The sequence below is a fragment of the Vitiosangium sp. GDMCC 1.1324 genome (assembly GCF_003044305.1).
Taxonomy (GTDB): domain Bacteria; phylum Myxococcota; class Myxococcia; order Myxococcales; family Myxococcaceae; genus Archangium.
Genome location: NZ_PZOX01000001.1, coordinates 536,522 through 548,666, shown reverse-complemented (window position 1 = coordinate 548,666; position 12,145 = coordinate 536,522). Strand labels below are relative to the sequence as shown.

9 protein-coding genes are annotated in these 12,145 nt (G+C 65.1%); 4 read left to right on the top strand and 5 right to left on the bottom strand.

The window, feature by feature from the left end; all coding sequences use genetic code 11:
• Nucleotides 1-16: 16 nt before the first annotated feature.
• Nucleotides 17-352, top strand: coding sequence for an acyl carrier protein (locus DAT35_RS02045; RefSeq protein ID WP_158501511.1), 336 nt, complete (start codon nt 17-19; stop codon nt 350-352).
• Between the two features lie 7 nt (nt 353-359).
• Entirely contained in the window at nt 360-1,937 is a 1,578-nt protein-coding gene (locus DAT35_RS02040; RefSeq protein ID WP_108065167.1) for a long-chain-fatty-acid--CoA ligase, read from the top strand.
• Nucleotides 1,938-1,969: 32 nt separating this feature from the next.
• Here DAT35_RS02040 and DAT35_RS02035 read toward each other — a convergent pair whose 3' ends face one another.
• From DAT35_RS02035 to DAT35_RS02015, 5 genes are all read right to left on the bottom strand, one after another.
• On the bottom strand, nt 1,970-2,926 hold the full coding sequence (locus tag DAT35_RS02035) for a hypothetical protein (RefSeq protein ID WP_108065166.1): 957 nt from the start codon (nt 2,924-2,926) through the stop codon (nt 1,970-1,972).
• 180 nt (nt 2,927-3,106) lie between these two features.
• Nucleotides 3,107-4,540, bottom strand: coding sequence for a DUF4215 domain-containing protein (locus DAT35_RS02030; RefSeq protein ID WP_108065165.1), 1,434 nt, complete (start codon nt 4,538-4,540; stop codon nt 3,107-3,109).
• An 8-nt stretch (nt 4,541-4,548) separates the two neighbouring features.
• Nucleotides 4,549-5,511: a hypothetical protein gene (locus DAT35_RS02025; RefSeq protein WP_108065164.1), complete on the bottom strand. Its 963-nt coding sequence runs from the start codon at nt 5,509-5,511 to the stop codon at nt 4,549-4,551.
• Nucleotides 5,512-5,564: 53 nt separating this feature from the next.
• Nucleotides 5,565-8,309, bottom strand: coding sequence for a serine/threonine-protein kinase (locus tag DAT35_RS02020; RefSeq protein ID WP_233261254.1), 2,745 nt, complete (start codon nt 8,307-8,309; stop codon nt 5,565-5,567).
• Nucleotides 8,310-8,659: 350 nt separating this feature from the next.
• Nucleotides 8,660-10,072, bottom strand: coding sequence for a PLP-dependent aminotransferase family protein (locus tag DAT35_RS02015; protein ID WP_108065162.1), 1,413 nt, complete (start codon nt 10,070-10,072; stop codon nt 8,660-8,662).
• A 179-nt stretch (nt 10,073-10,251) separates the two neighbouring features.
• On the opposite strand from DAT35_RS02015, the gene DAT35_RS02010 reads away from it, so the two are divergent.
• Nucleotides 10,252-10,671 (top strand): DoxX family membrane protein, encoded by a 420-nt coding sequence (locus tag DAT35_RS02010; protein ID WP_108065161.1) that lies wholly within the window; start codon nt 10,252-10,254, stop codon nt 10,669-10,671.
• Complete coding sequence (locus tag DAT35_RS02005; RefSeq protein ID WP_108065160.1) at nt 10,668-12,137, top strand: aminotransferase class V-fold PLP-dependent enzyme; 1,470 nt, start codon at nt 10,668-10,670, stop codon at nt 12,135-12,137. Before DAT35_RS02010 ends, DAT35_RS02005 begins: the two co-directional genes overlap by 4 nt.
• The last annotated feature ends 8 nt before the right edge of the window (nt 12,138-12,145 follow it).

Here is a 12,145-nt window from a genome sequence, read left to right as displayed (position 1 = left end):
TTTGGAAGGAGCGCCGATGTTGAACGAAACGAATGAACGGCCGGTGGCGGGGCGCGTCCTCGAGATGCTCCGGACAACCCCTCCCCGGCTCCGCGAGGAGCTCCTCCTGGAGCGCCTCCGTGAGGATCTCGGCGAACGGCTGGGGCTCGAGCCTTCCCAGATAGGGACGAGGGACAACCTGATGGAGCTGGGGGTGGACTCCCTGATGGCGATCGAGTTCAAGAGCAGGTTCGAGTCAGAGCTGTGCCTGCGGTTGAGCAGCACCCTCCTGTTCGACCACCCCGAGCTCGAATCGCTGGTGGGCTTCCTGTTGGAAGTCGCGGAGCTCTCCCCCCGCGCTCCAGACGAATGAGACGACGATGAGCCTGATTCGTGAAGTCATGACACTCGCGGAGCTGCCCACCTGCGTCAGCCGGCATCATGGCCAGAAGACAGCCCTGCTCATCCAGGACGAATCGCTGGACTACGAGGCCCTCGAGCGCCAGTCCAACAAGATGGCGCAAGCCCTGCTCCAGGAGGGCATCCGCCCAGGGGAGCGGATCGCCGTGCTCGGCAAGGAGTCCCTGGACTCGCTGGCCTTGCTGTTTGGAACGGCCAAGGCCCGGGCGGTCTACGTGAACATCAACTGGCGGCTCTCCGTGGAGGAGATCGCCTACATCCTCGGCGATGCGAGTCCAAGACTGCTCTTCGTGGACGGGGAGTCCCTCCCCCTTGTGTCGAGGCTCCTCGAGCGGCTGGCGTTCCAGCCGAAGGTCATCACCCTCTCGGCCGCTCATCCCAGCTGGCCGTCCGCGAGCCAGTGGCTCAGCAGCGCGTCCGATTCCGCTCCCGGGCTCACGTATGACCCGGACGAAGTGGTGGTCCAGCTCTACACCAGTGGAACCACCGGCCACCCCAAGGGGGTCCAGTTGGCCAGCAGGAGCTTCTTCGCCGTGGCCCGAGAGATGGACGCGCGGGGAGAGCAGTGGCTGGGCTGGACGGAGCGCACCGTCTATCTGTCGTTCGTCCCCACCTTCCACATCGGAGGGCTCTGGGCCCTGGCCAGGGGACTGGCGCTCGGAAGCACGTGCATCCTGCTCCGGACGTTCAATGCCGCGGCCATCCTCCAGGCCATTCCCCGGTACCGGGTGACGAAGCTCTGCGCGGTTCCGGCGATGTTGCAGGTGCTCATGATTGAGCCGGGCATCCAGAGCGCGGACCTCTCCTCCCTGGAGACCGTGGTGTACGGAGGCTCACCCATCTCCCCTGCCCTGCTGGAACGGGCCATGGAGTTGTTCGGCTGCGGCTTCTGTCAGCTCTACGGGATGACGGAGACGGGGAACGTGGCCGTCTGCATGCGGCCCGAAGACCACCGGGGCGCCCATCACCAGCGGCTGCGCGCCGCCGGAAGGCCACTGCCCGGGGTGGAGGTTCGCATCCTGGACGAGCGCCGGAACGAGCTGGGAGCCGGCTCGGTCGGGGAGATCGCGCTGAAATCGCCGGCCCGGATGGTGGGCTACTGGAAACAGCCGGAGGCGAGCGCGAAGACGATGGTCGATGGCTGGGTGCTGACCGGCGATGCGGGATACCGGGATGAAGAAGGCTTCGTCTACGTCTGTGACAGGCTCAAGGACATGATCATCTGCGCTGGCGAGAACATCTATCCGGCGGAGATCGAGAACGTCGTCCGGAGCCAGGAGGGCGTGGCGGACGTGGCGGTCATCGGCATCCCCGACGAGCTATGGGGAGAGACAGTGAAGGCCATCGTGGTGCCCAGGCCCGGCTTCACGCTTCGCCCGGGGGACATCATGCGGCACGCGAGGAGCCACCTGGCGGAATTCAAGGTCCCCAAGTCGGTGGACTTCGTGGAGCAGTTGCCAAGGAACGCCAGCGGCAAGCTCCTGAAGGAGCAGCTCCGGCGGCCCTACTGGCAGGGGCGCGAGCGTCGCGTCAATTGAAGAGGACCCCACGTCAGGGGTGTTTCAAGCCGTCATCGCGACGAACAACCGAGCCATTCAAAGAAGGCACCATGCAAAGCCATGACTTCCTTGGGAACGTTCCCCAAGGAAGATTGAAGGCAGTAATAGGCCCTGATCTGCCGATCCGTTTCGATCGAACGCTCTTGTAGCAACAAGCTCGTGGGCCTGGCTCGCAGTATCTCGAGCTCTTCTTGAGTCAGAGGCCGAACCCCCTGTCTCCCATGGGGATTGATGTCGGTGTCGAGCAGAACCAGGTTTGGCTTACCGCCCGAACAGGACACCGTGATCCTGGCCCATACCGGACCGATGAGCTCTCCGCTCGTCAGGCTCCGTAGATTCGCGCCACGAGCATAGGCGTAGAACACGAGCGAATCGTCTGTCAGGGGCCACGTCGACGGAAACGGGTCGGAGAGAGCGGTCTGCCAGACGAGCGAATCTGGGCTTTGATGTTTTGGCCTTACAGCTTCAATCCATTTTTCCTGAGCAATATCGTTGACCGACTTGAATAGAGCGTCCGCGCCCGATTCCGTCATCAGTATTCCTTTCGCTTTGGCCCCACCGATCTCCCCTTTCATGATCCGGATCAAAGATTCTGGATCCTTGATCGCATAGATCGGGGTTTTGTTCTTGGTGAGCCGCGTGGCGACACCGCTCGAGTTGTAAAGCCAGAGACTCGAAGCTCCGTTCATTTCGATCTTGAGATCATGAGTCCAAACCATCTTCTTCGCGACCGGATCCCAGATGACCTTATCCAGCTCTGGCTGTTCTTCTTTCTGATTCCAGATTTCACTGAAGGCACCGATCGCCTCAGGTTCATCGATGACCTTCGCGGCCTGCCCCTTTTGAGCCACCGTGATCTTCGTGATCGTAGGCCTGGATTCGCTTGGCCCATCGGCGCTCGTCTTCCCCCCATGAACCGGTTGAGCCAATAAGAACTTCTTGAGGATCTTTGAAACCGACCAGGCCATGGCGTCTCCCGGAACGAACGATGGGTTCTTTCCGGGCAGAGCATAAGAAGAACAAGGGCCCTTGAGGAGGAAAGATTGGGGTAGCCGAGCCCGCCGCCGAATCCTCCACCCGGTTAGGACCACCGACGGAACCGATGCCCATGGGACTTCCTCCCCCTGGACGAACCCAGGGCTGTAGTGTCAGGGACGACAAGTCCCCGCTGGATCGCCATCTGGCTTGCGGCACGTCAAGCCGGGCTCACAGTCTTCGGTCTTCGTGCAACCGGTGTTTTTCGGACAATCATTACCAGCTCCGCCGTCCATTCCCTCGACGTCGAAAGACTCGTCCTTGACCGACTCACCGATGAGTTGGTTGCCGATCGCGCCTTCTACCTTGTTCGTGAGGCGCACCGCACTCTTGTTGTTATCGAAAATCTCCGCCTTGATATCAAACTCATCGGCGCCGTTGATCGCATTGGCTATAACGGTGGCCACTTCCATAGGCGAGTAAACGTTGACGATATTGACGGACGCATGTGGCCAGCGTGTCCCACCGGCCTTGTTGAACTCGAAGACCTGGGTACGCTTGCCATCGTTGAGGGAGAAGCTCTCACCATCTTTGATGCTGCCTCCAGACACTGCGTATATCCACCCGGTCGCCGGCGCAGGCGACCTGTTCTTGCACTGGGCATCGCAGGAACCACAGTCGTCCGCGTTGCCATCATCGCACTCCTCGCCCGCCTCTCTGTTCACGATCCCGTCACCGCAGCGGGCAATGGTGCAATTGGTGTTGCAATGTGGGCTGCTCACGGGGCCATCGTCGCACTGCTCGTTGTCATGGGAGTTGACGATGCCGTCTCCGCAGAAGTTGCGCTTGCACGTATAGTTGCAGTTCGGTGGGTCGCTGATTCCGGGGTCGCACTCTTCGGCTCGATTCAAGAACCCATCACCGCACCGGGCCATCCGGCACGTGTCGGTGCAATCGTCCTCGTTGGAGTCGTTGCCATCATCACACTCTTCACCGTCGTGGATGTTGATGATGCCGTCTCCGCAGAAGTTGCGCTTGCAGGTAAAATTGCAGCTCGATGGACCGCCGATTCCGGGGTCGCACTCTTCGAGCGGGTCCAGTTCTTGCGTCTGGCTCTTCAAGAACCCATCACCGCACTGGGCAATCCGGCACGTGTTGGTGCAATCGTCCTCGTTGGAGTCGTTGCCGTCATCGCATTGCTCACCTTCATCGATGCGGCCGTTGCCGCAGTTCTCGCGTGAGCGGCAATCACTGCTGCAACCATCGCCATCCGTGAGGTTGCCATCGTCACAGACCTCACCGAGGACCTTGTCCTCGAAGTGGTTGCCGCATCGCTCGTTCGACTCGCACGTCCTGTTGCAACCATCACCATCAATGAGGTTGCCGTCATCACAGACCTCGCCCTCCTGGACGACGCCGTCGCCGCAGTCTGTCTTGATGCAGACATGCTGATCAGCAGCGCACTTCTGTCCCGCGGGGCAGACCAGGTCGGCTCCACAGTCCACACTCATGGGCTCGAGGCAGGACTGAAGCGGCAGGGCCAGGAGTACCAGCGCGAGCGTGGTGACGCCCCCCATATGTACGTGGGGAAGATGCTCTCGTTTCATCGTGCACCTCAGAATCGGAAGGAGGCCAGGACGCCGTTCGTCCCGCCAACCAGGGGAGTGACGTTCACCGTTGCCTCTTGCTGGTTCGGATCCACTGGGATGGCCTGGGGCTGATTGAGGTAGGCGAGGACTACGCCGGTGATGAACGCCGCCCCGCCCAGGGCATATGCGCCGTATGCCGCCCTCTGCAGGTTGTCTCCCTGGGTTCTTATGTTCGCGATGCCTTTTTCCTTGGGATCGCAGCCGTCATCGCACCAGTCCAAGACCGTGTCGTCGAAGCGGCGGTAGTTCTTGCTGCTCCGCAGGTGCAGCATTCCTCCCCCCGCCGCCGCGGCCACTCCTGTCCCCATCACCGCCCAGGGCATCCAGGAGGGCCACCGTCTCTGGTACGTGAGGAGGAGCGGCCTCAGGACAAGTCTCACCTGCTCTCCAGGCATCAGCGTCCGGCTCTTGTCCGTGGTCACATAGCCCTCCTTGAGGGCAGACGTGGTGTGGATGCCGGGACGTACCAGCCCCTGGTAACGCCCCGGTCCCACGAACAATGTCTGGCCGTCCAGCGTCACGGTGGCGCCGGGCTCATCGCAGGAGATGTCCAACCGGACGAGCTGCGTGTCGAGCAACTCCTTGAACCGGCTGGCGTTCTCGAACTTGTCGGCGCCCAGCGGCTCCGCCCCGTAGTGCATCGCCGAGAGCAGGTGCTCGTAGACCTCGATGGGCCGGTCGAGCCGCATCAGTGCCAGCGCCAGGTTGTAGTGGATGGCGGGATGGTTCCAATGCCGAAGGGCCTGGAGGTACTTCTCGGTCGCCTCGACAAAGACGGACTCCGTCAGCGCGGAGTTGGCTTCGTCGAACAGTTCGCGCGCCGTCCGCTGGTCCTGCTGGCTGACCCCCTGAGTCCAGGGACGGGCCCCACCCACGAGTTGCTGGGACTGGGAAGCAGCCGGAACCGCCCACAGCAAGAGCCCTGTCATCACAACACCAGGGACGAGCGACAGCCTTCTCCTCAGGTTGCTCACGGTCACCCTCACTCCAGACTCTTGATGATCGGACTGCGGAGCTGCGACTGCAGGCGCTGAGCGCGCTCCTGCTCACGGCGCAGCGACTCCTCGAGCTTTCCCTGGGCCTTGTGCGCCTCGTCCGCGCTCTTCTGGGCGCGCAGCCATGCGAACCGGGCGCGCCTGCGAAGGAACTCGGTCTTCCTCAGCGCCGAGCTCAGCGCATCATTCTTGAGGAGGAGTTGCTCGTTGGCGAGCTTCGCCTTCATGTCGGCCTCCTCCTTCGCCTGCTGCTCCTTCTGACGCTCCAGCTCCTTGGCCTGCACCTCGCGCAGGTGTTGTTTGGCCTCCGCTTCGGCACTGCGCGCCGTCGCCTCCGCCCCGCGTGCTGCCGTCTCCGCATCACGGGCCAGCGCCTCGGCTCGCAGCGCCATCTCCGCCTGACGTTCGGTCTCCTGCTGCGCTTTGTGGATGATGACCAGCGCCACCGCCGCGGCGACCACCAGCAGGGCCAGGAATGTCGTGGTGGCAATGACCAGGGTCCGCCTCAGCCGCGTGGCCCGTACGGCCTGGGCGAAGACCGCCTCGAGGAAGTCGCGTTGTTGCTGGGGGAGCTCCCCGCGGAAGCGGCGCTGGAATCGCCGTGCCTCCTCCACCATCTCGCCGCGCCAAAGCAGGTTGCTGTCTCGGTTCTTGGCCTGCCACTGCCGGGCCGCGTTGCGCAGTTGCTCCAGGAAGCCCGCGTCCTCCTGGCCCTCGTCCAACCAGCGGCGCAGCGTGGGCCAGCTGTGGACGAGCGACTCGTGGACGATCTCCACCGTTGCGCCCATGGCGCCGCCTCCCGTCTGCACCACGAGCAGGCGTGCCTGCACCAGGTGGTCGATGAGGCGCTGCATCTCGCCCGGGTTCTTCGTCAGCTCGCGCAGTTCGTCCGCCGAGACGAGGGCACGTGTGCGCTCGGGCGTCACCAGACAGAGGAAGAGCGCCCGGACCAGGGTGCGCTCCTGGGTGGACATGCCAGCGAGCACGTTGTCGGCGTGGCTGGAGAGCGCGCCCGCGATGCCACCGATGGATTGGTAGGCTCTCTCGGTGAGCAGCTTGCGCGCGGGATCTCTGGCTTCCCACAGCCGGGTGGCGGCGAACTGGAGCAGCGGCAACGCCCCCTGGGTGGACTCCAGGTGCTCCAGCATGTCGTCCACCAGCGCCGGAGTCTCGAAGCGGTAGCCGGCCATCTCCGCGGGTTGCACCAGAGCGTCGCGCAGGCCCTCGCAGTTGGGCGGGGTGAGGAAGCAGAGTCCCTGGCTCAGCTCTGTCATGAAGCGCTCGTCCTCGGGCACCCGATCCAGGAAGTCCGAGCGAAGGGAGAGCACGACGCGGATGGGCGAGGTGGCATCGTCCGCGATGCCCAACAGGCATGCGGTGAAGGCCAGGCGCTCCCGGGCGTCCGGCACCAGCGTATAGAGCTCCTCGAACTGGTCGATGAAGAGGAGGACCTTGCGGCCCTCGCGCCGGGCGCGGCTGCGTAGCACATTGCCCACGAAACCGGGTTCGGCCCGGAAATGCTCGACGAGTCTCTGCTGCTCCTGGATGTCTTCCTCGATGGAGCTCGACGAACTCACGAACGGCGCCACCATGCTAGCCAGCGCGGAGAGAGGGTGGCGGCCGGGGCGGATGACGAGCGACTCCCAGGCCGTGCCCGAGCGCTTGAGGACGGGCACCAGTCCCGCGCGCACGAAGGAGGACTTGCCCGTGCCCGAGGGGCCCACGATGGTCAGCAATGGCTGGTCATGGATGCGATTCACCAGGGCGGCAATCTCCCGGGTGCGGCCGAAAAAGCGGTCCGCATCCACCTCCTGGAAGGAGCTGAGGCCCGCGTAGGGGCTCTCGTCGATGCGCAACTCGCGGCTGTAGCGCCCAGGCAGAAAGGGTTCCAGAGCGCGCAGCAAGGCGAGTGCGTCCGGGAAGCGCTGGTCCTTGTGCTTGAGCAGACAGCGGTCTACGACGGCAGCCAGGTTCGGTGGTGCGTCTGGTATCACGCTCTGCAGGCGCGGCATCGGCTCGTCGAGCAGCGCGGTCACCGCGAGCTGCGGGCCGCCCACCGAGCCCAACGGATGTTGGCCCGAGAGCATCCGGAACAGCATGATGCCCACGGCCCAGATGTCCGTCCGGTGGTCGATGGGCACCCCGTTGCCCCACTGCTCCGGGGACATGTACGCCATCGTGCCCAGGATGGCGCCGCGGCGGGTGAGGTCGTGGGCGTCCTCTTCGAGGAGCCGTCCCACGAAGGTATCCGTAGCGGCCCCGGCTGGGCATTCGTCTCCCTGGAGCACCTTGGCGATACCGAAGTCGAGCACCTTGATGGCGCCCGCATCGGTGACGAGGATGTTCTCGGGCTTGAGGTCCCGGTGGACGATGCCCTGCTCGTGGGCACACGCCAGTGCGCGCACCACCGGCACCATCAACTCTACCGCGCGAGGCGGAGGCAGCCGTTGGCCGGCGACGAGCTTCTTCAACGGCTGGCCCTGGAGGTACTCCAACACCATGAACGGGCCGACGTGGGACTCACCAACCTCGTAGATGATGACGATGTTCTCGTGGCTGCAGCGGGCAGTGGCTCGGGCCTCGAGGATGAAACGCCTGGTGAGGCTCACGTCCTGGGTGTGCAGGAACTTGATGGCCACGCGGCGGCCGAGCCGTACGTCGCGCGCGAGGAACACAGTGCCCATGCCGCCGCTGCCGAGCTCGCGGATGAGCTCGTAATGCTGAATGCGCATACCAGGTTCTGGACTGGTCGCGGAGACCGGCTGGATCGGATCAGGGGTAACCCTGTGCCTGGCGTTGCTCTCGTTCTTGCTCATGTCTGGGTAGAGCTCCAGGGACAGCCTCGAGCCAGATGAGCCCGTGACTGAATGGCCGCATTCCCAGACGGGAATGCGTGAGTCCCCCCGCCCGCCCATCCCCGCCCGATTGCCCCAGAAGGGAGCCTTGCGTGTCTACTTCGGGGCAACGACGCTCAATGATGGGCACGGATGCCTCCTCGCCTACCCCCACCAGGGTGCAGGGAGACTGTCAGCTGTTCGTCGGAAGCCCCTCCACAGGCGGGAAGGGCCCGACCCGTGTCCGCTCATCGCGCGGGAATGAGCTTCGAGAGAAGCTGGAACGCCTTTTCGAGTCCCTGCCGGTTCGTGCCACCGTATCCCAGAGCAAGGCCCCGCCGTCCCGTGTCGATCGAGTACTTCGACAGCCCTTCGAGGGTCAGCCCGGCGGCTCGTGCCCGCTCGATCAGGCGGGCCTCGTCGAGGCCCGGTTGGAGCGCGACCGCGACGTGGAGGCCGGCATCGACGGAGATCAACCTGCCCAGGCGCCGGCCGGGCCCACGAAACCAGTCGACGATGAACTGGTGGCGGGCGCGGTACTCCTTCCGGGCGCGGCGCAGGTGCCGGTCCATCATCCCCTCGGACAGGAACCCCGCGAGCGTGCGCTGGAGGAGCGCGGGCGAATGCCAGTCGACGAGCTGCCGCAGACCCGCGAGTGAAGACACGAGCTCGCGGGGCGCGACCAGGAATCCAGCGCGCAGCGAGGGCGCCAGCGTCTTCGAGAACGAGCCGACGTAGATGACCCGCCCTCCCGTGTCGAGCCGCTGCAACGGTTCGAGCGGGCGATCGCTGAAGCGGAATTCGCTGTCGTAGTCATCCTCGATGATCACCGAACCGGTGGTGCGAGCCCAATCGAGCAACTGACGGCGGCGGACCAGGGACAATACCGGCCCCAGGGGGAACTGGTGGGACGGAGTGACGTAGACGAGCTTCGCGCGTGACGGAAGCGCCTCGACGACGAGGCCGCTGTCATCCACCGGGATGGGGGCGACCCGGGCGCATCGAACCTCGGCCAGTTTGCGGAAGGGGACGTACCCGGGGTCCTCGACGGCGACGATGTCTCCGGGTTGGGTGAGCGCACCGATGATGAGGTCAAACGCCTGCTGGGCTCCCGCCGTGATGACGACCTCTTCTGGCGTGGCCCGGACACCCCGAGACCGGTGGATCCAGGTGGCGATCTCCGCTCGCAGCACGGCGTCGCCCGCCGCGTCCCCATAGGAAGCACCCGCGGCATCCAGGCTTCGCAGCGCTCGAGCCATCTGCCGTCGCCAGTCGAGGAGGGGGAACAGAGCCGTGTCGGGCGCTCCCACCCCCAGATGGAGTGAGGGGGTTTCTTCCGTCACCATCGGTGACAGGCCCGCGAGGCGGTGGCGGGGCATCGCTCCCCTGCGGACCCGACCCCCCGGGACCGCGGACTCGGGTTGCGCCGCCACCCGGGTGCCCGCTCCGCTGGCTCCCTCCAGAAAGCCCTCGGCGACGAGGAAGCCATACGCGGTGGTGACCGTGTAGCGAGAGACCGCCAGCTGCTTCGCCATTTCCCTCGAGGGCGGCAGCCGGTCACCCGGCCGGATGCGACCCTCGACGATCGCCTCGCGGATCTGCTCGTAGATCGCCCGCGCGAGGCCGCGCCGATGTGCCTGTTCGGTCAGATAGATGTCCATGAACGCTCGAGGACTCCCGGCAGGCCGCTCCCCTGCTCCGCTCCTGCACCCGCACGGTGCCCTGGAGTGGCCCGGAACTCAACTTGGTCTGGTCGATTCATGCGCATCTTGGTCATCGACGCAGTCCAAGCTGGGGCATAGAACGCACCCACAATCCCCTGTCGTGGAGACTCGCAACCATGCGCGATGCAAACGCATCACGGCTGGAACAACTCACCCTGCTCTATGCACGCCTGGCGCTCGGCGCCGCCTTCCTGTCTGGCATTGCCTCCCGCTTCGGCCTCTGGGGCAAAGGTGTGGGCTATGGGAGCTTCGAGAACTTCGTGAGCTACACGGCCGAGGTCAACTCCTTCATGCCCGCGTTCACCATCCCCTTCCTGGCCTGGACGGCCACCGCCGCCGAGCTGCTCCTGGGCATTGGCTTGATTGCCGGCGTCCGGCTGCGCCAGGTGGCGCTCGGCAGCGCGTTGCTGCTCGCGCTGTTCGGCACGGCCATGGCCATCTCCTCGGGCATCAAGTCTCCGCTGGACTACTCGGTGTTCTCCGCATCCGCGGGAGCGTTGTTGCTGGCATGGAATCATCCTGGAGCGAAGTCATGAGCGCACTCGAACACACGACACTCGTGGACCGCATCCGCCAGCTCGAACGGGAAGCCCAGCCGCTCGAGCCCGGAACCGCCGAGCGCGAGCTGCTTCGCCATGCCGTGATGGAGTCCTCCGAGCGCTTCCTCCGGAACATCGAGACCCTCAAGGCTTTCGACGACTCCGAGGACAAGGGCATCGGGTTGCTCCAGGCACCGATCTCGGAACGTGGCATCCCGCTCGAAGCCGCGCTCGAGCTGCTGGAGCGTGAGGTGGTCCGGCCCGGAGGCAACCCCGCCTCGGGGGGCCACCTGGCCTATATCCCAGGGGGTGGGCTCTACCATTCCGCACTGGGCGACTACCTGGCCGCGATCAGCAACAAATACGCGGGGCTCTTCTTCACCGGCCCGGGAGCCGTCCGGATGGAGAACATGCTGCTCCGCTGGGTCGCCGACCTGGTGGGCTACCCCGCCACGGCCGGCGGCAACATCGCGTCCGGAGGCAGCATCGCCAACCTGGCGGCCATCGCCACGGCCCGTGATGCCCATGGCCTGAAGGGGCGCGACTTCGCTTCGGCGGTGGTCTACCTCACCACCCAGGCGCATCACTGCATCGAGAAGGCGCTCCGGCTCGCGGGCCTCGAGGAGGTGCAGGTCCGCTACATCCCCATCGATGAGCGCTTCCGGATGCGGCCCGACGCCCTGGAACAGACCATCGCCGCCGATCGCGGCCAGGGCCTCAAGCCTTGGTTGATCATCGCGGCCGCCGGCACGACGGATACCGGTGCGGTGGACCCGCTCGACGCCATCGCGACCATCGCCGAGCGCGAGCGCTGCTGGTTCCACGTCGACGCGGCGTATGGGGGCTTCTTCCTCCTGACCGGGCACGGCCGGCGCGTGCTCAAGGGCATCGAACGGTCCGACTCCGTCGCCCTCGACCCGCACAAGAGCCTGTTCCTGCCCTATGGCTCGGGAATCGTGGTGGTGAGGGATGCCAGATGGCTCGCGGCCACCCACCGCTATTCTGGCCACTACATGCAGGACGCCCTGCGGGAGCCTGGCGAGATCTCTCCCGCCGATGTGTCGCCCGAGCTCACGAAACACTTCCGGGCCCTGCGCATGTGGCTGCCGCTGATCCTGCTGGGGACGGAGCCCTTCCGGGCGGCGCTCGACGAGAAGCTGCTCCTGGCCCGCTATTTCCACCAGGAGATCCAGGCCCTCGGCTTCGAGGCTGGCCCTCCTCCCGATCTATCCGTCGTGACCTATCGCTGGGCCCCTCCAGGTGTCAGTCTGGAACGCGCCAATCAGCTCAACCAGGCCATTGTCGACGGGGTCCGACGGGACGGCCGGGTATTCCTGTCTTCGACACTGCTCGATGGCCGGTTCACCCTCCGCATGGTCGCCCTGTCGTTCCGAACCCACCAGCGGACGATCGACCTGGCCCTTCGGATCCTCCGCGAGCAGGTCGCCGCCATTGGCGCCTGACGAGAATA

Bases quoted from the DNA above. Each gene is read 5' to 3' on its own strand.
- DAT35_RS02045 (WP_158501511.1), top strand. From the start codon at position 17: ATGTTGAACGAAACGAATGAACGGCCGGTGGCGGGGCGCGTCCTCGAG.
- DAT35_RS02040 (WP_108065167.1), top strand. From the start codon at position 360: ATGAGCCTGATTCGTGAAGTCATGACACTCGCGGAGCTGCCCACCTGC.
- DAT35_RS02035 (WP_108065166.1), bottom strand. From the start codon at position 2,926: ATGGCCTGGTCGGTTTCAAAGATCCTCAAGAAGTTCTTATTGGCTCAA.
- DAT35_RS02030 (WP_108065165.1), bottom strand. From the start codon at position 4,540: ATGAAACGAGAGCATCTTCCCCACGTACATATGGGGGGCGTCACCACG.
- DAT35_RS02025 (WP_108065164.1), bottom strand. From the start codon at position 5,511: ATGACAGGGCTCTTGCTGTGGGCGGTTCCGGCTGCTTCCCAGTCCCAG.
- DAT35_RS02020 (WP_233261254.1), bottom strand. From the start codon at position 8,309: ATGCGCATTCAGCATTACGAGCTCATCCGCGAGCTCGGCAGCGGCGGC.
- DAT35_RS02015 (WP_108065162.1), bottom strand. From the start codon at position 10,072: ATGGACATCTATCTGACCGAACAGGCACATCGGCGCGGCCTCGCGCGG.
- DAT35_RS02010 (WP_108065161.1), top strand. From the start codon at position 10,252: ATGCGCGATGCAAACGCATCACGGCTGGAACAACTCACCCTGCTCTAT.
- DAT35_RS02005 (WP_108065160.1), top strand. From the start codon at position 10,668: ATGAGCGCACTCGAACACACGACACTCGTGGACCGCATCCGCCAGCTC.